The organism is Nocardia araoensis NBRC 100135 (assembly GCF_000308435.1).
Classification (GTDB): domain Bacteria; phylum Actinomycetota; class Actinomycetes; order Mycobacteriales; family Mycobacteriaceae; genus Nocardia; species Nocardia araoensis.
The window spans coordinates 1-19,131 of the sequence record NZ_BAFR01000218.1 but is presented as its reverse complement, the minus strand read 5'-3'; the positions used below and the strand labels follow the sequence as shown (position 1 = coordinate 19,131).

19 protein-coding genes are annotated in these 19,131 nt (G+C 68.0%); 9 read left to right on the top strand and 10 right to left on the bottom strand.

Annotated elements, in window-relative coordinates:
* Positions 1-11 precede the first annotated feature (11 nt).
* From ON21_RS29295 to ON21_RS29280, 4 genes are read left to right on the top strand one after another with little or no spacing between them, the layout of a single operon-like run.
* Positions 12-1,226, top strand: a complete 1,215-nt coding sequence (locus ON21_RS29295) for an HpcH/HpaI aldolase/citrate lyase family protein (protein WP_174372223.1) — start codon at positions 12-14, stop codon at positions 1,224-1,226.
* A complete protein-coding gene (locus ON21_RS29290; RefSeq protein ID WP_051021458.1) occupies positions 1,223-2,677 on the top strand; it encodes a phosphoribosyltransferase domain-containing protein in 1,455 nt (484 codons plus the stop codon). The genes ON21_RS29295 and ON21_RS29290 overlap by 4 nt, the downstream gene beginning before the upstream one ends.
* Positions 2,674-3,813: a cysteine protease StiP family protein gene (locus ON21_RS29285; protein ID WP_051021457.1), complete on the top strand. Its 1,140-nt coding sequence runs from the start codon at positions 2,674-2,676 to the stop codon at positions 3,811-3,813. The genes ON21_RS29290 and ON21_RS29285 overlap by 4 nt, the downstream gene beginning before the upstream one ends.
* Before the next feature lie 59 nt (positions 3,814-3,872).
* Complete coding sequence (locus tag ON21_RS29280) at positions 3,873-4,661, top strand: HAD family hydrolase (RefSeq protein WP_051021467.1); 789 nt, start codon at positions 3,873-3,875, stop codon at positions 4,659-4,661.
* Here ON21_RS29280 and ON21_RS29275 read toward each other — a convergent pair.
* Together ON21_RS29275 and ON21_RS29270 are read right to left on the bottom strand one after the other, a co-directional pair.
* Complete coding sequence (locus ON21_RS29275; protein ID WP_039803196.1) at positions 4,633-5,202, bottom strand: class IV adenylate cyclase; 570 nt, start codon at positions 5,200-5,202, stop codon at positions 4,633-4,635. The genes ON21_RS29280 and ON21_RS29275 overlap by 29 nt on opposite strands.
* Positions 5,199-6,044 carry a hypothetical protein gene (locus ON21_RS29270; RefSeq protein WP_039803194.1) on the bottom strand — a complete coding sequence of 282 codons (846 nt, stop codon included), beginning with the start codon at positions 6,042-6,044 and terminating at the stop codon, positions 5,199-5,201. The genes ON21_RS29275 and ON21_RS29270 overlap by 4 nt, the downstream gene beginning before the upstream one ends.
* 149 nt (positions 6,045-6,193) lie before the next feature.
* Between ON21_RS29270 and ON21_RS38755 the strand changes: the two genes are divergently transcribed.
* Both ON21_RS38755 and ON21_RS29265 read left to right on the top strand, forming a co-directional pair.
* Complete coding sequence (locus ON21_RS38755; RefSeq protein WP_157171005.1) at positions 6,194-6,361, top strand: hypothetical protein; 168 nt, start codon at positions 6,194-6,196, stop codon at positions 6,359-6,361.
* On the top strand, positions 6,358-6,540 hold the full coding sequence (locus ON21_RS29265; RefSeq protein ID WP_039803192.1) for a hypothetical protein: 183 nt from the start codon (positions 6,358-6,360) through the stop codon (positions 6,538-6,540). Before ON21_RS38755 ends, ON21_RS29265 begins: the two co-directional genes overlap by 4 nt.
* Positions 6,541-6,737: 197 nt before the next feature.
* On the opposite strand, the gene ON21_RS29260 is transcribed toward ON21_RS29265, so the two are convergent.
* Complete coding sequence (locus ON21_RS29260) at positions 6,738-7,139, bottom strand: MerR family transcriptional regulator (RefSeq protein WP_039803190.1); 402 nt, start codon at positions 7,137-7,139, stop codon at positions 6,738-6,740.
* A gap of 47 nt (positions 7,140-7,186) precedes the next feature.
* Here ON21_RS29260 and ON21_RS29255 point away from each other — a divergent pair, with 47 nt between their 5' ends.
* Positions 7,187-7,984: an MBL fold metallo-hydrolase gene (locus ON21_RS29255; RefSeq protein ID WP_039803188.1), complete on the top strand. Its 798-nt coding sequence runs from the start codon at positions 7,187-7,189 to the stop codon at positions 7,982-7,984.
* Positions 7,985-7,988: 4 nt separating this feature from the next.
* On the opposite strand, the gene ON21_RS29250 is transcribed toward ON21_RS29255, so the two are convergent.
* The 5 genes from ON21_RS29250 to ON21_RS29230 all read right to left on the bottom strand — a co-directional run bounded on the left by ON21_RS29250 (position 7,989) and on the right by ON21_RS29230 (position 11,512).
* Complete coding sequence (locus tag ON21_RS29250) at positions 7,989-8,834, bottom strand: hypothetical protein (RefSeq protein WP_039803187.1); 846 nt, start codon at positions 8,832-8,834, stop codon at positions 7,989-7,991.
* A 137-nt stretch (positions 8,835-8,971) separates the two neighbouring features.
* A complete protein-coding gene (locus ON21_RS29245; RefSeq protein WP_039803185.1) occupies positions 8,972-9,361 on the bottom strand; it encodes a hypothetical protein in 390 nt (129 codons plus the stop codon).
* 58 nt (positions 9,362-9,419) lie between these two features.
* Positions 9,420-10,184 (bottom strand): AIM24 family protein, encoded by a 765-nt coding sequence (locus tag ON21_RS29240; RefSeq protein WP_039803183.1) that lies wholly within the window; start codon positions 10,182-10,184, stop codon positions 9,420-9,422.
* Between the two features lie 2 nt (positions 10,185-10,186).
* Positions 10,187-10,882: an AIM24 family protein gene (locus tag ON21_RS29235; RefSeq protein ID WP_039803181.1), complete on the bottom strand. Its 696-nt coding sequence runs from the start codon at positions 10,880-10,882 to the stop codon at positions 10,187-10,189.
* A gap of 6 nt (positions 10,883-10,888) precedes the next feature.
* Positions 10,889-11,512 (bottom strand): AIM24 family protein, encoded by a 624-nt coding sequence (locus ON21_RS29230; protein WP_039803249.1) that lies wholly within the window; start codon positions 11,510-11,512, stop codon positions 10,889-10,891.
* Positions 11,513-11,693: 181 nt separating this feature from the next.
* Here ON21_RS29230 and ON21_RS29225 point away from each other — a divergent pair, with 181 nt between their 5' ends.
* Together ON21_RS29225 and ON21_RS29220 are read left to right on the top strand one after the other, a co-directional pair.
* On the top strand, positions 11,694-13,094 hold the full coding sequence (locus tag ON21_RS29225) for a TerD family protein (RefSeq protein WP_039803179.1): 1,401 nt from the start codon (positions 11,694-11,696) through the stop codon (positions 13,092-13,094).
* A gap of 27 nt (positions 13,095-13,121) precedes the next feature.
* On the top strand, positions 13,122-14,696 hold the full coding sequence (locus tag ON21_RS29220) for a TerD family protein (protein ID WP_039803177.1): 1,575 nt from the start codon (positions 13,122-13,124) through the stop codon (positions 14,694-14,696).
* 22 nt (positions 14,697-14,718) lie between these two features.
* Here ON21_RS29220 and ON21_RS29215 read toward each other — a convergent pair whose 3' ends face one another.
* Both ON21_RS29215 and ON21_RS29210 read right to left on the bottom strand, forming a co-directional pair.
* Complete coding sequence (locus tag ON21_RS29215) at positions 14,719-16,389, bottom strand: glycosyltransferase family 87 protein (RefSeq protein ID WP_039803175.1); 1,671 nt, start codon at positions 16,387-16,389, stop codon at positions 14,719-14,721.
* A gap of 227 nt (positions 16,390-16,616) precedes the next feature.
* A partial coding sequence (locus tag ON21_RS29210; RefSeq protein WP_051021456.1) for a transglycosylase domain-containing protein occupies positions 16,617-19,131 on the bottom strand: 2,515 nt, incomplete at its 5' end.

Below are 19,131 nucleotides of genomic sequence, written 5' to 3'. Positions count from 1 at the left end.
ATGGGGCAACGATGACCGCAGGCATCGCCGTCCAGCAGGAGGTTTCCCTGCGGAAGCGAATGCCGCTGCGCCACTTCCGGCAGTTGCACGGCCCAGAGGCGAGGCGTCTTTTCCACCGGCAGCCCGAACCGTTCGGCGACGACAACACCGACCGCGAATTACTCGCGATCGGTCTCGGCGCGACGCTGTACGCGCCCGCGACCAGGCCCGATCTCGCGTTGACGATCGGCAGGCGGGCCGGGCGCGGCGTGTGTTCGATGGTGATCGACCTCGAGGACGCCGTGGCCGATCACGAGGTGGAATACGCCAAGCGACAGACCGTCGCCACGCTGGATCTGCTGGCGGGCAGCCACGACGCGAATCCGCTGCTGTTCGTGCGGGTGCGCGACGCGGACACGATCACCGAGATCGTCGAGCAACTCGGGCCGGGCGCGAAGGTGCTGACCGGGTTCGTGTTCCCCAAGTTCGACAGCGTGACCGGCCCGAAATACCTCAACGCGCTGAACGTGGCGGCCCAGCGGGTGGACCGGCCGCTGTACGGGATGCCGGTGCTGGAGTCGCCGGGTTTGGTGCACCGGGAGACCCGCGATTACGAGCTCACCCAGATCGCGGCGCTGCTGGCCGCGCACCGGGACCGGGTGCTGGCGGTGCGGGTCGGCGCGACCGACATGTGCTCGACCTTCGGCATCCGGCGCGACCGCGACCTGACCATCTATGACGTACGCGTGGTCGCCGACGTCATCGCCGACATCGTGAACTACCTGGGGCGCGCGGACGGAACCGGTTTCGTCATCACGGGGCCGGTGTGGGAATACTTCGCCGATCACGAACGGATGTTCCGGCCATTGCTGCGGACCGCGCCGTTCGAGGAATCCGACGCGGTGCCGTTCCGCCAGTACCTGGTCAGCCGTGATCTGGACGGCTTGCTGCGGGAGATCACGCTGGATCGGGCCAACGGCATCCAGGGCAAGACCGTGATCCATCCGTCCCACGTCGCGGCCGTGCACGCGCTGTCGGTGGTGACGCACGAGGAGTACTCGGACGCGCTGGACATCCTGCGCGACGACGTCGGCGGCGTGGCGGCCTCCGGCTACCGGAACAAGATGAACGAGATGCGGCCGCATCGCAGCTGGGCGCGGCAGACTCTGTTGCGCGCGCGGGTGTTCGGGGTGGCGAACAAGGGAGTGTCGTTCGTGGATCTGCTGACGGCGTTGGTCACCGTATGAGCCGGAGCGCGACCGATCTCGGCGACAACGAAACACCCTGGGCAACAAGAGTTCTCGGTATCGGACTACATCACGATGCGGTGCGCGATCGGGACCGGCTGCGCACGGCGCGGCTGCCCATCACGACCCTGGTGCAGCCGGGGGTGCGTCACAACAATCGGCGCAGGGCGCACCTGCTGGTCTCCACCGTGCTCGGCAAGCACCTGCCGACCGATCCGCGGGTGGTGCTCGGCGCGGGCGATCACCTGGGCGATCTGGTCCGCGCGGTACTCGGTGAGCGCGAAGCTGTCGTGCTCGGTTTCGCCGAAACGGCAACCGGTCTCGGCCACTGCGTGGCGGCGCGAATCGGTGCGAGTTGCTACCTGCATTCGACTCGGCGCGCGGTGCCGCACGCGCCGACGCTCGCCGGATTCGAGGAGGGTCACTCGCACGCCACCTCGCACCTGCTGCAACCGGCGCCTGCCGACATCTTCGTCAACGATCTGCCGCTGGTGCTGGTGGACGACGAGATCTCCACCGGCGCCACCGCGATCGACGCGGTGCGGGCGCTGCACGCCTTCGCGCCGCGCGCGCACTATGTGCTCGCGTCGCTGGTCGATCTGCGCACCGATGCCGACCGGGCCGAATTCGACGCCACCGCAGCCGAACTCGGGGCACGCATCGACACGGTGTGTCTGGCCACCGGCCGCGCGTCGCTGCCCGACGGGCTGGTGGACGCGGTCGGCGCCCTTCCCGAACCGCGGCTGAACCCGACCGCGGGGCACAGCGGTTCGTTCGGGCGCGTCGAACTCCCCTGGCCGAGCGCCGTGCCGGAGGGCGGCAGGCACGGCATCCTCGCCTCCGATACCGAGGCCTTCGAGGCCGCGCTGCTGGACGCGGGCCGGGTGCTCACCGCTCGGCTCGATGCGGATTTCCCGGGTCGGCCCGTCATCGTGCTGGGGCACGAGGAGTTGATGTACCTGCCCCTGCGGTTGGCGGCGCTGCTCGCCGAGTCGGGAACGCCCACGCGTTACCAGACCACCACGCGATCGCCCGCGTACGTGCTCGACGAGCCGGGGTACCCGTTGCGGCGGGGGTTCCGGTTCGTCGCGCCCGAGCCGGGGGATACCGCGCCGCGTTACCTGTACAACGCGCAGTGGCCCGCGACCTCGCTGGACCTGTTCGAGGCCGACCTGGCGGGGCTGGTCGCCGATCCGGCGCGCCGCGCTGCCGCCGTGACGATCACCGACGACGGTGTCGACAGCGGCGGGGAGGGCGACGGCCCGGCCGCCGATCCGGTGCTCGTCGTCGTGGTCGACTCGCCCGCCGACACGGTGGAGTTGACCGCCGCGCACGGGCTGATCGATGTGCTGACCGCTTCCGGGGCCGACGTGCTGCTCGCGGTGCTGCCGGAGGCGGACCCGCGGCGGCTGCACGCCGAACGCGCGGAGTCGAACGGGAGCCGGGTATGACGAGTACCAGGGTGGGCGCGCTACCCATGCCGCTGCACGGACCGGAGTTCGGCTCCTACGCGGCCGACGAGGTCTCCTGGCTGCTGAAGGACCTGTCGGAAGTCGACCTGGAGGCCGACATCGCCGAGCGCGAACGGCGCATCCAGGCCGGGAAAGCGCACTACGCGGAGTCGCTGCCGATCGAGTATCAGCCCGACGCGTCGTACCGCGCGCTGTTCGACGAGGTGCTCGCGGCCAGCGCCGAGCGGCTCGCGCTGGCCGTGGCCACCGTGTCGGAGCTGGTCGTCGCCGAACGCGGCGAGGACATCGTCCTGGTGTCGCTGGCGCGTGCGGGCACGCCGGTCGGCATTCTGATGCGCCGTTGGCTGCTTGCGCGGCGCCCCGGCCTGGAGGTGCCGCACTACGCGGTGTCGATCGTGCGGGATCGCGGGATCGACGCGGTGGCGCTGGACTACCTGGCCGAGCATCACGATCCGTCCTCGGTCGTCTTCCTGGACGGATGGACCGGCAAAGGCGCGATCACCCGTGAGCTGACCGAAGCGCTGGACGCCTATCGCGCGGCCGGCGGTCCGCGGTTCGACGACGAATTGGCGGTGCTGGCCGATCCGGGGCACTGCGTGCGCACCTACGGCACCCGCGACGACTTCCTGATCGCGTCGGCCTGCTTGAATTCGACTGTCTCCGGCTTGGTTTCACGCACGGTCCTGAACGACACGCTGATCGGGCCCGGCGATTTCCACGGCGCCAAGTTCTACCGCGAACTGGCCGGTGACGATGTGTCCGGGCGTCTGCTGGACACCGTGAGCGGCGCCTTCGCCGCGGTCCGCGATCGGGTGCCCGCCGAGGTGGCCGCCATCCGCGCGAGCGACCGGACGCCCACCTGGACCGGTTGGGCGTCGGTGGAGCAGGTGCGGGAGCGATACGGCATCACCAGCGTGAACTTCGTGAAGCCGGGTGTCGGCGAGACCACGCGGGTGCTGCTGCGGCGCGTCCCGTGGCGGGTGCTGGTGCGGGAGCCCGACGCGCCGGAGCACGCGCACATCCGGATGCTCGCCGCGGCCAGGGGTGTTCCCGTCGAAGTCGTCGCCGACCTGGCATATTCGTGCATGGGACTGATCAAGGACGTGCAGCAGTGAACCTATCCGCGCCGACCCACCGAAGACGTGCGCTGATCGCGACCGACCTGGACCGGACGATGATCTACTCGCGTAACGCCTTCAGCACCACCGCCGACGTGCCGACGGTCTGCGTGGAGCATCTGGAAGGGGCGCCGCTGTCGTTCATGACCACCACCGCGGCGCTGCGGATGCAGACCCTGACCGAACCCGCCGCCGTCGTTCCCACCACCACCCGCACCATCAAACAGTTCGACCGCATCCGCCTGCCCGGAGCGCCGTGGCGCTACGCGATCACCAGCAACGGCGGGAACATCCTGGTCGACGGCGTGCCCGATCTGAGCTGGCGCATCGGCATCGACGCCCAGGTTCGCGCGGGGGGCGCCACCCTGTCCGAGGTGAGCAAGGAACTGCACACCCGCATCGATGACTCGTGGGTCACCAAGTTCCGCGTGGCCGATCATCTGTTCTGCTACCTGGTGGTGAAGCCCAAGGACGTTCCCGAGGGGTTCTTGGCGGAGTGGGACGACTGGTGCCGTCCGCGCGGCTGGTCCGCGTCCCAGCAGGGCCGCAAGATCTACACCATGCCGCAGGCCGTCTGCAAGAGCCGCGCGGTGGACGAGGTGCGCAAGCGTCTCTGGGAAAGCGGCGAACTCGCCGACGACGCCCGAACTCTCGCGGCAGGCGACGGCGCCCTCGACGCCGAAATGCTGCGCGCGGCGGACTCCGCCATCCGCCCCCGCCACGGCGAACTCGAACAACTCAACTGGACCCACCCCAACCTCACCGTCACCAGAGCCACCGGCATCCTCGCGGGCGAGGAAATCATCAACTGGTTCATCAAGGCAGCCCCGACGCCTTCCGCGTAGCGAGCACGGCATCCGTGTACTGCTCGGTGGTGAGATCGCCGTCCGCGATGCCGAGCTGTCGGAGCGTGGTCCGTACGACCTCCATCGCTTCCGCCAGCTCCGATTCGGGCACGATGGTCTCCAGCTCGATGAACGTGCCGTCCAGTTCGGGGACGGTCACCAGCGTGGCCAGCAGCTCGCGTCCTTCAGACACGAATCTATAATTGATGCAATGCTTTTCGAAGCCGACCAGGACTTTCAGATCGAGACCGCGTAGCAAGGAGTCGATCACCGAAGGGTCGCCCACCTCGGTCTCGTATTCCGGCTTCGATCCACTGGCCGTGTCGATCGTGGGTTCCTTGTAGGTCAGCAGGGATCGCCGACCATTGTCCGTAGTGATTGTCCGCAACCGCAGTTCACGGCCCTCGGAAGACAATCGGTCGTCCGCCAGGTCATAGTAGGTGTCCTGATATTTCGAGCGCTGACCTGCGCTCCGCGCCGCCAGTGCAGCTTTCACCGACTCGACGTCACGGACTCGAGCCTTGAGTTCCGCCTCGATCATGTGACCGATCCTCCCTCGATCGTCCGGGCTTGGAGCCACATCTGCTCGAACTGCCGTAGGAATCCGGCATGCAGGACTCCGTTGGTGGCCGCCGTGAGCTTGTACATCCCTGAGCGATGTCCCTCGGCGGACGCGCCGAAAGCAGACAGATACAAAGTCTGGTCGAAAACCAGCATCCGCCAGGTCGGCAGCGAGTCGTAGACAGCGACTTGCAGTTCGACAAAGGGATGCCCGTGAAACTCGGATATCCGTGCCAGGGCGAGCTCGATGCCCGCAGCGAAAGACTGTCTCGATTCGCCGATTTCTGCTGCGCGGATACCTGTGGCCTTCGAATTCGGATCCAAGAGCAGAGCTCGAACAGCGACGCTTTCGGTCCGTTGCAGCAGTGGGCCACGCAGCAAAGACTCGTTCAGCGCGAGCAGCCCCAGACCGCGTACAGCCAACAGGTCGATTCGATCTGCGCTCACCGCTTGTCGGCGCAGTTCGGCATCGGCCTCCGACTGGACGGTGAATGCTTGCGCGATCTCGGCGTGGCCGGTGAGTGTATGCGCGTGACGTGGAGCGAGGCCGAACAAGACGCGCGCGTGGTCCGGCATCAAGATGCCATCCGCGATCCGCTCGAACACGTCGAAGCGTGTGACAGTTCTTCTGCTGTTGATGATCTCGTTGACTCGGCCTTGGCCCAGCCCTACCGCCGCTGCGATGCGTGCTTGGCTCGCTCCGGTGTACCGCTGAACTGAGCGGAGTAGCGCCGACACATCGCGTCGCCGCAAGAGCGCGCCCACTTCGGGCTTGTGCCAAACCGCCGCAGGGACCTCGATTCCCCCGTACTTGGTCTCCATTGCGCCGAGCTTATATCTCACGATGAGATACCCGCTGCGTTATCGAGCGAAGGGCATCGCCGGAGCCAGAATCTCTCCGTAATCGCCGCTCTGCCTGCAGTTATGGCGAGTTGGCGGCAACTATCGAGTCCGTCGAGAGGTTGTGTGTAATGCCCGCCGATCTCGTTACCACGAGTGTCGTTGTCGTCGCAGTCCTGTTCGTGCTGTGGATTGTTTGGTTCGTGCTGCCGTGGCTCATCGATCGCGAGGACGAAACCGATGAATCGGTCGATGCGTACGACATCATCCACCGCGTCGAGCAGGAGACGGATCGATGAGCATCTCGCTCGCCGACGCCGAGCAGTGGCGCAGGATGCACCGAAACTGCGCGATGGATGGTTCCTTCCGATCGCTGGAGCAAGCGCGGTTCGTGGCGAATGTCCACTGCGGTCACGGCCCCGGCTGCAAGCAGTACCTGTCCGCCGCGGCCTACAGCTTTGGATTGTCGGAGGATTAGCCGTGGGCAGGCAGGGGAGGAACGAGCAAGACGGTCCTGCCGCCTGGATGGAGCACGCCGATGGCACGTGGTCGGTCGTAGACGAGTACGGATTCGTCGGCGAGCCTTTCGTAGTCATAGACGGGAAGGCATTCCCGATCGATCCGACCAGCGAATAGGCGTGCCCGCCCTTCGGCTGATCGGGATGGGTTGCCTACTTACACAGCGCTGGAGGTCGGGTCGAAGGTGGATTTGAAATCCGGGCATTCGACCAGCGGGTCGTGGGTGCAGGTGGCGGCGTGGCGGAGGCTGTCGCGCATGCGGATGAGGCGGGTTATGTCCTCGTCGAGTTGGCTTGCTTTTTCCGCCATGCGGGCGCGAAGTTCCGCGTCGGAGGGGGTGGCGCGGAGGAAGCGGGCGATTTCGGCGAGGGTGAAACCGGCGCCTCGGGCGCAGGAGATGAGGGCCAGGCGGTTCAGGATGTCGGGGTGGTAGGTGCGGCGCAGGCCGTTGCGGCCGGTCGCGGCGATGAGACCGCGTTTCTCGTAGAAACGCAGGGCGGAGGGGGCGAGGCCGGTTTGTTCGCCGACCTCGGCGATATCGAGCAGGACGTCGGTCATCTCGTCTCCTTGACTTGAACCGCGCTTCAAGTCACAGACTAGCTCGTATGACAATCCATCACCTCAATTGCGGATCGGTTCGGCAGATCGAAGCCACCTACGACGGGCCCGCGCCCGCTCATGCGGTGAATCACTGCCTGCTGGTGGAGACGGCATCCGACGGTCTGGTCCTGATCGAGACGGGCATCGGGCTGGACGACGTGCGCGACCCGGCGGGCACCCTCGGGGCGGAATGGGTGGCGATGGCCCAGCCCGTCCTCGCCGAGGACGAGACCGCGATCCGGCAGGTCGAGCAGCTCGGCTACGACCCCGCCGACGTCCGGCACATCATCCTCACTCACCTCGACGTGGACCATTGCGGCGGACTGCCCGACTTCCCGGATGCGCGGGTGCACGTGCTCGCCGACGAACTGGCGGCGGCGCAGGCGGAAGCGCCCAGTTTCCGCTACCGCTCCGCACACTGGGCGCACGAGCCGAACTGGGTGACCTATCCGTCGGAACCGACCGCGAAGTGGTTCGGTTTCAACGCGATCCAACCGAAGGACCTGTCCGATGACTTCCAATTGATTCCGCTGGGCGGGCACACCGCAGGCCACACCGGTATCGCTGTGCGCGATGGCGACCGTTGGCTGCTGCATTGCGGTGACGCGTACTACTACCACCGCGAACTCGACCTGGCACCGCAGCCGCACCCGGTGCTCGATATCGTGCAGACCAGTTCCGAGGTCCACCACGACCTGCGGCTGGGCACCCAGGCGCGGCTGCGCGAACTACACCGCGATCACGGCGACGAGGTCACTCTGATCAGCGCCCACGACCCGTGGGAATTCCAACGCGCGAGCTGACCCCTCACCGGCGCTGCCAGCACTGCGCCCGGTCGCCGAGATTCCACCAGGAGACGTAGTCGGGGTCCTGGTCGAGCAGGGTCCATCCGGCCTCGAGCGTGTCGAAGAACGCGCTGTCGGCCGTGCGCCCGCCGCGTGCTTCGCCGATGTAGATCAGCAACGAGCCGCCCGCCTCCTGGTAGGCGGCGAGAAGGGTGGAGGCCATCGGGTTCTCCCAGCCGGGCGGCCAGCAGAGGAACAGCGCGTGGTCGGCGTGCGCGGCGACCAGATCGGCCGTGGAAGACGGTGGCGTGGCGGTGGGGTGCCAGGTCGCGGTCTGCCCCGGCGCGGCGGGAAAGGCCGTGTTGGTCGCTCGGTCCGGCGGGTGGGAGTCGAAAGCGCTGATGGACAGGCCGATTCGGGTGAGTTGATGCGCCCAGTATCCGCGCCCGGAGCCGACCTCCAGCACCGGCCTGCCCTGGGCGACGTCCGCTACCCAGCGCAGTGTGGCAGGCGAGGGAATTGCGTAGGCGTAAGCGGCTTGCAGCACGATCTGCGCATACGCCAAGCGCGCACTGCCTTTCGGGTTCCCGCCGTTCACCTCGGCGCGATTGGCGCGTTCCGTCGGCCCCGGCGACACCGCGGCAGCGACGATGTCCCAATACGGATTCGTGCTGGCACCGCCGGTCATGTAGTGCAGTAGGTGTAGGTCGAATGTGGCGTCGGCGATGTCGTCACCGGTGCCGGGCAACCGGCCCGCGGTGGACCAGTAGTCCGCGACCCGCGGATACGCTGTCGCGAAGGAGGATTCGTCTTGGACCAGGTGCGTCAGCGCCGTGCGACGCTGCGGCGAAAGCGCCAAGTCAGCCATCTTTCGATTCTCCGCTGACCGTCACCGGCCCTGGGGGACATCAAGACGAGTTCACCGAGCTGTCGCGAAACCTTCGCTCTCCGTCCGTGATACGCCCATGCGCCTGTTCTACTCTGACGCGGTTCGCGCGCCTCGGCTCACCCGCCGTCGCGCATGGACACCAGTCCGCCGAGTGTGCCGAGGTAGGCCGCTCTATCGGGGCCGAGTGCGATTCCGGCGTAGTTGTTGTTGAAGCCGAGGCCGGTGCCGGAGAGCTGTTTCCACACCGTTGCGCCGGTGCGGTAGTCGAGGGCGGTCCAGTACCAGGGATCGCTCGGGTCGGCGCTCTTCGTGTAGGTGTAGATCAGACCGGTGGCCAGAGACAGCTTCGGCACCACCGTCGGCGCGGCTTCGACCGAGTTCCCGTCGGGCAGGACGGTGGGTGTGGTGCCGGTTCCGTCGTCCACTTGGCCCGGCTTGCGCTGGTTGCTGAACGGTATCCGGATCCCCTCGGCCGCGAATCCCCCACGCGAGTGATTGCGCGGCACGGCCGCAACCGGTTTTCGCGGTGCGACCAGGGGCGGCCGATCGGACCACCGCCGTGGGTCAGTACTGCTGGTGCCCGGCCAGCTGCTGCGCGATGAGCCCTTGCAATCGTTGCAGGCCGCCGACGGTGATGCCGCTCTGAATCTGTCCCTCGATGGTGCGCACCAGCATGGAGTCGCTGAGCACCTTCTCGCTGGACTGGATCAGCACGGTCCCCGCACCGGTGAAATCGAACTGGCGCTCCTCACCGGAGTTCACGCCGAAGCGCGCCGCACCCGCGGCCAGGAAACCCGAGATCCAGCGTTCGTCGTAGTGGTGGCTCGGGGACGGGCAATCCGCCCAGCCGACCAGCGATTCCGGATCGACGCGCAGCGGCGGCTCGGCGAACATCACCGGCCCGTTGGACGAAGCGAGGAACTTGCCGGTGCCGATCAAGGTGAGGAAACCGGGCACGATGGACTGGTTGAGCGACAGGCCCGGCTCGAAGGCCAGCAGGTTCGCCGCCCGGATGGTCAGGTTGCCGTTGTCCTCGAGATCGTAGGAATTGATGTCGTAGCCGCGGTCGCCGATGATCAGCTTGCCGTGCCCCTCCGCGACGACGTAGTCGCCGGTGAACAGCGGCGCCGAGAACTGCTGGGACACCATGTGCAGCAGGCCGCCCTGCAACCCGTGGCTGAGCGCCTGGAATCGGATGTCGCCGTAGTAGGCGATCATCGCGCCCTTGCGCATGAACCAGGGCTTGGTCAGGTCGATGCAGTAGGCGTAGTTGTTTCCCGGGATGTTGTCGCTCTCACCGAGATTCATGGGGTTGAGGATCTGGGACATGTTCACAACTTCTCTTCGGAGGCCTGCACGTAGACGACGCCCTGCCCGACGCAATGCAACTGCATCGCCTCGCCGGAACCGCGCCCGACGGCGTCGCGCCAGCTCAGCGCCGCCTTGAGCTCGGTCTGCACATTGCCGTAGGCGGCGACGAAGGCCTGCGGATCGACCACGATGGGGTTCGGGCCGCCCACTTGCAGTTCCAGGAACCCGCCGTGCGCGAGCAGCACCGCGGCGCCGTGCCCGGACAACTGGGTGGTGAACATGCCCTGCCCGGTCAACGCGCCCGAAGCGGCGCCGCGCAGCGCGCCCATCAGGCCGCCACCGCCTCCGCCGCCCGAACTCATCACGGACACCACCGAACTCTGCAGTCCGGCCGTGTTGGCGAGCAGCCGCGAAGCCTCGACGCGCAGCGTCGCACCCGGCTGCATCTGCACCACGTGCACCTCCAGGCCGGCGAATCCGTAATGGACCTCGCCATTGCCCTGCGCGAGCATGGTGCGCTCGTGCTCGCCCGCCATCGCCCGGCCCGCGATACCCATCAGCCCGCCCATGCCGCCCATCCCTTGCGCCCCCGGAATCTGGTGCGGGGCAAAGGAGACATCGCCGGTATAGAACAGCATCGCGCCGCTGCGAGCGACCACACCGCCCGCCATCCCGACGTCGACCTTGACGACTTTGCCGTTGACCTTCTCGAACATCCGCCTCTACCGTTCCGCCGGTTGGATCAACACCACGCCGTGGCCGTCCCAGCGCAGCGAGAACGCCTCGCCCGCGTCCTGACCGACGAAACTGCGCCAGGAAACGTCGGTGACGAAGGACTGGTTGAGGTTTCCGCGCGCCGCGACGAACGCGTCCGGATCCACGATCAACGGATACTGCGGGGAAACCTCCAGGTGGATGAGCGGCCCACCGGCCGAGAGCAGCGCGACCTGACCCTGGCCGGAGACGGTCGTGGTGAACAGGCCCTGCCCGGTGGAGGCGCCGCGCAACCCGGCGAAACGCACATCGGTGCGCAGATTTCCGGCGAACGCGAGCAGTTGCTGCGATTCCACTTGCAGCGTCTCGTTGTTCAAGTTCACGACGGTGACGTGCTGTCCGTTGACCGCGAAGAACACCCGTCCGTGACCGGCGCACTCCATCAGCGAGAGCTTCTCGCCGGTGGCCCGGCGCTTCAACCCGGCGAGCACGCCGTCGCCCCCGCCGAAGCCCGCCGCCTTGAACTGCACGTTCCCCTCGTAGGCGATCATCGAACCGGAGATCGCGCGGAGACTGGTGCCGGCCAGATGGGCCTCGATCACCTTCTTCGATTGCTCGAACAGTTGCGCCATGGAATGTTTGCCTGCTGTCTCGATCGGGAACACGGTGTGATCGCCGTACTCCATCTGCGTGCCGTCACCCTAACCGATGGTTTCCTGGGTGTCGGAGCAGCGCGGCCGTTCGATTCCAGCGGGGCGCAGCGCGTTTCTCGTAGAGTGTCAGGCGAACGCACCGACAAGCGAAGGGTCGAACTTGTCCGCAACACTCGCCAAGGGCCAGAACGGTCCGCTGGCCGCCAACGACGTGGTGATCTCCGTCCAGCTCACGGCGCCGGCGGATCTGTCGGCGCTCCTGGTCACGGAGCGGGGCAAGGTCCGTTCCGATGCCGATTTCGTCTTCTTCAACCAGCCCAGCGGCCCCGGTGTCAATCTGCAGCCCGCGCCCACGGGCCAGCCCGCGTCGCTGGCGGTGTCGCTGAACGCGGTGCCCGCCGACATCGACCAGATCCGTGCCGTGATCACGCTCGACGACGCGAACAGCAATTTCGGCATGTTCCCCGCCCCGACCGCGATCGTGTCGGACGCGGCAGGTAACCGGTTGTACGAGTATCGAATCGACGGGCTGAACACCGAGTCGATCGTGATCGCGCTCGAGCTGTACCGCCGCCAGGGCGCGTGGAAGGTCCGTGCGGTCGGGCAGGGCTACGCGGGTGGTTTCGCCGCGCTGGTCACCGATCACGGTGTGACGGTCGATGATGCTCCCGCCCAGCCCGCGCAAGCTCCGCAGGCACCGCCGCCTCCGCAGCAGCCGGTTCAGCAGCCGCCGAACTACCCGCCGCCGACCACCCCGGCGTACCCGACTCAGCAGCAGGCGCCGCAGTATGCGCCGACCGGCGGTTATCCGCCGCCCGGACCCGGTTACCCGCCGCCGCCCGGCCCGGGCCAGCCGCCGCAGGGCGGACCCGGTTACCCGCCCCCGGGCCCGGGATATCCGCCGCCGCCCGCCCCCGGTTACCCGCCGGCCGGCCAGCCGCAACCGCCGCAGCAGCCCGCCGAGGTCAGCCTGAGCAAGGACCGCCCGGTCAGCCTGGTGAAGGGCCAGCGGGTCACGCTGCGCAAGGAAGGCGCCGCGCTGACCTTCGTGAAGATGGGTCTCGGCTGGGATCCGGTGCGCAGCCGCGGCATGTTCGGCAACCGCACGGTCGACATCGACCTGGACGCGTCGGTCATCATGTTCGCCGACATGAACCCGGTGGACGTCGCCTACTACGGACAGCTGACCTCCAAAGACGGTTCCATCCGTCATCAGGGCGACAACCTCACCGGCGAGGGCGAGGGCGACGACGAGGTGATCCTGGTCGACCTGACCCGGGTCCCCGCGCACATCACCACGCTGCTGTTCATCGTGACCTCCTACAAGGGCCACACCTTCGAGCAGGTGCAGAACGCGTTCTGCCGCTTGGTCGACGGGACGAACAACGGCGAGCTGGCCAGGTACACCCTCGCCGGTGGCATGCCGTTCACCGCGATGGCGATGTCCAAGCTGTACCGGGTGGGCAACGACTGGAAACTGCAGGCGCTCGGCGAGGGCTTCCAGGCCAAGCATCCGGGCGAGGCGGTGCCGCAACTCGGCCGGTTCCTCGTCAACGGTTGACCGGGGCGGGACAGCAGGGCGGACACGGTGATTCAACTGCAGGCCGGTCAGAACATTCCGTTGACCGGTGAGGTCGTTCGTTTCAGCGCGAAAGCCGAGGCTGCCCTCGACGTCTCCGCGCTGGTGGTCGCCGAGAACCTGAAGGTGTTCTCCAGCGACGATTTCGTCTTCTACAACCAGCCCGCGACGGCGGGGGTCGCCTTGGCGGCCGACGGGGTCACCATCACGCTCACCGAGGTCCGTGCGGACGCGAAGGCCGTACTGCTGGTGGTCAGCGCCGACCCGGCGGCCCCCGCGCGGGCCGACGGGCTCGGGACGGTCACCGCCACCCTGTCCGAGAACGACAGCGCGATCGCGCAATTCGCGATCACCCCGTCGTCCGGCGAGACCGCGCTGATCTGCCTGGAGCTGTACCGGCGCGGTCCGGCCTGGAAACTGCGGGCGGTGGGCCAGGGCTACGCGGGCGGGCTGGCCGTGCTGCTCACCGCGCACGGCGTCGAGGTCGACGGTGCGGCGCCGGAGGAGCAGGCCGCCCAACCCGGCACGCACACCATGGCCGGTCCGCTGGCGGGTGACGCGCAGATCGCCGCCGCCGGAGCGCCGCTGGAAGTCGGTCACGGCCTGGAACGGCTGTGGATGGTGTTCGAGGACGCCGCGCGGTCGGCGGCCGCCTTGGTATCGGCGCGGGAGTACGCGGCCAAGCGATTGGATCACGAACTGTCGCTGGCGGTCTCCGATCCCGCGACCAGGAACACTCCGGCGGCCGAGCAGGCGCGTCGCGCCGCGCAGCAACGGCACGACGAACTCGTCGATACCGCCGAGCGCAACCATCAGCGCGACGCCGAACAGCTGATGGGCGAACTCGCCGAGGCCGACCGGGTGCTGCCGCCCGCGCTGGCGTCCTGGGACTCGCCCGCATGGGACAAGCCGTCCGCGCCGAGCGACGGTATCCGGCTCGGGGAGCTGTACGCGCTCGACCGGGGACCGCTGCGCATTCCGTACTGCGTTCCGGTGCCGCTGAATCGGCCGCTGTGGATCGAAGCCGAGTCCACGCGTGCGGTCGCGCCCGTCGTTGGCGCGTTGCTGGCACGACTGCTCGCCACGGCGCCGCAGCGGCGGACCCTGGTCGACATCATCGACCTCACCGACGCGTTCGGCGGCTTCACCGGCCTGCTCGCTCCTGTGCTGAACGGCCCGCCGATCACCGACCACGCCGATATCTCGGCGCGGCTGCAAGCGCTGGTGGACGCGGCCGATCTGGCCGAATTGGCTTACGCCAGCGGCGCTTTCACACCACTCGAGGAGCATCGGGTCCTGTTGGCCGCGGACTTCCCGCACGGCTACCAGAGTTCGGACGCACAGCGCATCGGCGCGCTGATCACGCGCGGCGAGCTGATCGGACTGTCCATCGTGATCGTCGGCGCGAACGAATCCGATTCGGCCGACACCACCGTGGCGATGCTGTCGCAGTCGTGCCGCCACCTGCCCACCGTCGGCGGCACGCCGCTGTTCGATCCGTGGACCGGCAGCGCGTGGCAACTCGACCTGGACCTGTTGCCGCAGGAACCGGAACGGCAGGCACGCTTCCTGCGCACGAAGTGAAGCCCTGAACCGGCGGCCGGAATCAGGCCGCTGCGACCGCCGTTCGCGGCCGCAGCGGCTCCGGCAGCCAGGGCAACAGCGGATCCGGCACGCGATCGACGACGCCGCCGACGGGGTCGTCGACGAAATCGCGACGCACCAAGTCCTCCTCCGTGCGGTAGATCTGGCGCACGATCAGGGCGCATAGCCCCACCACCGCCAAGTCGCGCAGCGCGACGGTGCCGGTGAACCATTGTTCGGGCAAACCTTTGCGGTCCAAGCCGAGGTAATAGAACATTCGCGGCACCCAGACCAGCGCGTCGATGGTCATCCAGGTCAGCAGGATGCGCCGGTGCGGCAGCGCCAGGACGGCGAGCGGCACCAACCACAGCGAATACTGCGGACTCCACACCTTGTTCGTCAGCAGGAACGCCGCGACCACGAGGAAGCACAGTTGCGCCAGCCGCGGCCGTCGCGGCGCGGTGAGACCGATGTAGGCGATCACCGCGCAGGCCGCGACGAACGCCAGCAGCGAGACGGCGTTCAGGATCGTTGGCTGCTCCCCGTACTTCAGCACGCCGTCGAAGCCGGGCCAGCCGGTGAACGAGGAGATCACGTTGTAGATCGAGTCCGGGTCGGCGTGCCGGGTGGTGTTGAGCCGGAAGAATTCCTGCCAGCCGTTCGGGAACAGCACGGCGATCGGCAGGTTCACCGCCAGCCATGTGGTCAGTGCGGCGCACACCGTGACGGACGCTGCGCCGATCGGACGGGCGCTGAGGAACTCGATGCGGTAGGGCGTCTCTCGCACCCACGCCACGAAGGTCGGCCAGCTGTCGATGTCGCGCATCCGCAGGCCGAGGTGTGTGCGCAGCGTGCGTTGCATCGTCTCGGTGCGCAGGCACAGCACGAGGATGGGCCCCAGCAGCAACAGGGGATACAGTTTGGCCGCGCCGCCCAGGCCGAGCAGCACTCCCGCCAGCACGGGTTTGCGCCGGGCCCAGGCGAGCAGGCCGGTCGCGGCGAAGGCTGTCGCGAGCGCGTCGAAATTGGTGAACGCGTGCACGATCACCAACGGCGAACAGGCGATCAGCGCGGCGTCCCAGATCCGGCGACCGGACAGCAACGCCGATGCCCAGACGGTGATCAGCCAGGCCATCGCGAGACCGAACGCGACGACGTTGAAGTAGATCACCACCTGTAGCGCGCCGGGCAGCGGCGAAGCGTCCCAACTCTTCGCGATCCGCATCGAAAAGTATTGGTACAGGCCGGAGAGCACGGGATATTCCATGTACCGTGTCTCGCGCCCGCCGTCGGGAGTCTGTTCGGTCCACTGCTTCTTGTATGGGAAGGCGCCTTCGTTCAGTCGTTCCGCCCCGTAGAGCGGCACGGTGTCCGAGTAGCACATCGCCACGTACTGGCGGCTGTTGTTCCAATCGAGCGTCGGACCGTCCGCGCCTGCGGTCTGCTGGATGCAGCCCGCCTTGCCGAACCAGCCGAATGCCAGGAACACCACGGCGAACGCCATCAGCACCCGCATGGGCGTCCAGAACCGCACCCGTCCGATCAGGGCATGATCGCCGACCGGCCCGCCGATCACCGTCGACAATTGCGCGGTGAGGGAATCGTTGCGACTCGGCCGGTCCCGCGCGTCCGCCGATCGCAGGTCAGAAGCGAGCGGAGCAGGAGCGGCGTAGTACGCCCCACCGGGCGCCATCTGGTCCGACAGCGGTGCCCTCCCATTCCTCCGTGGCTCCACCAGCTGCTGATCGGTCACGAAACCCGAGGCTACCCGGAGTGCGGCCCGCGGTCGGGATCGAGTCGGCTTCGGTCTTCCCCGCGTTGCCTTCCGCGCAGCGCGCGCCGACCTCTCGATTCGGCGCAAGTACGACAAAGGCCGGGACCGAACCTGTCGCGGTCGGCCCCGGCCTTCGTGATAGCGAACTACCGGCCCCGTGTCGGCGCGGTTCCGTTCGTGCCTTCGTTGTTGTTGGAGTTGCCGTTGTTGCCAGGTCTCGGTGAGCCCGTAGCCGTCGGTGCGGAACCGTCGGACGGTGCGACCGGCTGGCCGGGCAGCGGTCCGGAGTCCGGTTCCCGCTGCTGCTGCGGGCGCTGCTGCTGCGGCGCGGGTTGGACGCCGGGCACCGGGATCGTGATGCCGGGCAGGATCTCCACCTGGGTCGGCGCGACCACCACCGGCGGCAGCAGCGGGGAGTCGACGGTGGACGGCGGTGTGTAGGGCGCCGACCATTCGGGGACGCCGGCCTGGCCCTTGATCGGGGCGGGCTTCGGGAATGTCTCGTTACGGGTGCCCGAGAGCGCGCCGTCCATGGTCGCCTTCCAGATGTCGGAAGGCAGACCCGAACCGTAGATCATGCCGCCGCTGTAGTTGCGCAGCGGCGAGTTGTCGACGCTGCCGACCCACACCGCCGTGGACAGCGACGGGGTGTAGCCGACCATCCAGGCATCCTTGTTCTCACCGGTGTCGCCGAGCTGCGCGGTACCGGTCTTGGACGCCGATTCCCGCCCGTTGGCCAGCCCGTGGTTGCGGGAGTAGCCGGCGATCGGCTTCATCGCGGCGGTGACGTTGTCGGCGACAGCGGCGGAGACGCGCTGCTCACCGGCCACCTCGCCACGGTCGAGCAGGACCTGACCGTCGGCGGTCACGACCTTTGTCACGAAGTGCGGTGCGTGGTAGACGCCGGAGGCGGCAAGCGTCGCGTACATCGAGGCCATGTCGAGCGGCCGCGCCTGGTATTGGCCGAGCACGATGCCGTTGTTGGGCCCGGAGCCGTCCGACTCGGTGAGCGTCTTGCCGACTCCCGCGATGGTCTCCGGCATGCCGAGCTTGTACGCCATGTCGGCGATCTTGCGCGGGCCGTTCTGCATGTCCAGCTCCATCCGGTAGAAGCTGGTGTTCAGTGACCGTTTCAGCGCCTCGGCGATGGTGCACGTGCCGCACTGCTCGCCTTCGACATTGGAGATCTTGATGCCGTTCACGGTCAGCGGCGAGCTGTCGTACATCTGCGACAGCGGGATGCCCAGCTCGAGGTTGGCCGCGAGGCCGATCACCTTGAACGACGAACCCGTCTGCAGTCCGGCGTTGGCGAAGTCGTAACCCTGGCCGTCGCTGCCGCCGTAGTAGGCGCGCACGGCGCCGGTGTGCGGATCGATCGAGACCACCGCGGTACGCAGTTGCTCCGGCTCACCCTGCATCTTCGAGGTGGCCGCCTCGACGGCCGCCTGCTGGGCCTTCGGGTCGATCGTGGTGGTGATCTGCAGACCCGCGGTGTTCAGCTGCTGCTCGCTGATGCCCGCCGCGCCGAGTTCCTTGAGCACCTGCGTCTTGATCAGGCCCTCGGGGCCGGAGTCCTGCGCCTTGTCCCGGGTCGACGCGAGGGAGACGACCTGCGGGTACTGCAGGCCCTGTCGCTCGGCCGCGCTCAGGCTGCCGCCGGAGACCATGCCGTCGAGCACGTAGTTCCAGCGGGTCTTCGCGCCCTCGGGGTTCTTCTCGGGGTCCAGGCTGGACGGCAGCTGGATCGTGGCGGCGAGCACCGCGCCCTCGGCGACGGTCAGTTCCTGCACCGGCTTGCCGAAGTACGCCTTGGCCGCCGCGTCGATGCCGTACGCGCCGCGACCGAAGTAGATGGTGTTCAGGTACGCGGCGAGGATCTCGTCCTTGCTCCACTGCCGCGCCATCTTGGCGGAGATGACCAGCTCGTGCATCTTGCGGGTCAGCGAGTGTTCGTCACCGACCAGCGCGTTCTTGACGTACTGCTGGGTGATCGTCGAGCCACCGCCCGCGCTCTCCTTGCCGAGGACGTTGTCCCTGGCCGCGCGCGCGAAGCCGGAGATCGAGAAGCCGGGGTTGGTGTAGAAGTCGCGGTCCTCGGCGGCCATCACCGCGTTGCGCACGTGCGGCGGGATCTGGTCGATGGTGACCTCGGTCCGGTTGCCTTCCGGCGGAACGACTTTGCTGAGCACCGTGGTGCCGTCGGAGGCGAGGATGGTCGCCACCTGGTTGGTCTTCAGGTCGCCCGGCTGCGGCACCGACACCGTGGTGTACGCGGCCAGGAAGATGCCACTGGGCAACAGGATGGCCAACGCGATCAGGACGTAGAGGGTGCGGCGCACGATCCTCCAAGGGAACTTCTTCTGCTGCGCGGGCTGGCGCCTTCCCGGCCCGTCGGAGCCGCCGCTGCCGCCACGGCGCGGCGGCGGACCGCCGGGCGGACTGCCCGCGGCCTGCCTGCGTTCGCCGGTGGTCGGCCCGCTACCCGGTGCGCGACGTCCGTCGCGGTCCACCGCCGGACGTGCACCGGTGACCGGACGCGGGCCGGTGGCGGGGCCGCGCCGGTTGCGGTCGTTCACCGCCTCGCTCGGGGAACCCGGCCGCTGGATCCGCTGGGTCGACTGAGGAGCGGGAGCGGCGCCATTGGGCGCGCCGCGGTTCGGC

Bases quoted from the DNA above. Each gene is read 5' to 3' on its own strand.
- ON21_RS29295 (WP_174372223.1), top strand. From the start codon at position 12: ATGACCGCAGGCATCGCCGTCCAGCAGGAGGTTTCCCTGCGGAAGCGA.
- ON21_RS29290 (WP_051021458.1), top strand. From the start codon at position 1,223: ATGAGCCGGAGCGCGACCGATCTCGGCGACAACGAAACACCCTGGGCA.
- ON21_RS29285 (WP_051021457.1), top strand. From the start codon at position 2,674: ATGACGAGTACCAGGGTGGGCGCGCTACCCATGCCGCTGCACGGACCG.
- ON21_RS29280 (WP_051021467.1), top strand. From the start codon at position 3,873: ATGATCTACTCGCGTAACGCCTTCAGCACCACCGCCGACGTGCCGACG.
- ON21_RS29275 (WP_039803196.1), bottom strand. From the start codon at position 5,202: ATGATCGAGGCGGAACTCAAGGCTCGAGTCCGTGACGTCGAGTCGGTG.
- ON21_RS29270 (WP_039803194.1), bottom strand. From the start codon at position 6,044: ATGGAGACCAAGTACGGGGGAATCGAGGTCCCTGCGGCGGTTTGGCAC.
- ON21_RS38755 (WP_157171005.1), top strand. From the start codon at position 6,194: ATGCCCGCCGATCTCGTTACCACGAGTGTCGTTGTCGTCGCAGTCCTG.
- ON21_RS29265 (WP_039803192.1), top strand. From the start codon at position 6,358: ATGAGCATCTCGCTCGCCGACGCCGAGCAGTGGCGCAGGATGCACCGA.
- ON21_RS29260 (WP_039803190.1), bottom strand. From the start codon at position 7,139: ATGACCGACGTCCTGCTCGATATCGCCGAGGTCGGCGAACAAACCGGC.
- ON21_RS29255 (WP_039803188.1), top strand. From the start codon at position 7,187: ATGACAATCCATCACCTCAATTGCGGATCGGTTCGGCAGATCGAAGCC.
- ON21_RS29250 (WP_039803187.1), bottom strand. From the start codon at position 8,834: ATGGCTGACTTGGCGCTTTCGCCGCAGCGTCGCACGGCGCTGACGCAC.
- ON21_RS29240 (WP_039803183.1), bottom strand. From the start codon at position 10,184: ATGTCCCAGATCCTCAACCCCATGAATCTCGGTGAGAGCGACAACATC.
- ON21_RS29235 (WP_039803181.1), bottom strand. From the start codon at position 10,882: ATGTTCGAGAAGGTCAACGGCAAAGTCGTCAAGGTCGACGTCGGGATG.
- ON21_RS29230 (WP_039803249.1), bottom strand. From the start codon at position 11,512: ATGGCGCAACTGTTCGAGCAATCGAAGAAGGTGATCGAGGCCCATCTG.
- ON21_RS29215 (WP_039803175.1), bottom strand. From the start codon at position 16,389: ATGGCGCCCGGTGGGGCGTACTACGCCGCTCCTGCTCCGCTCGCTTCT.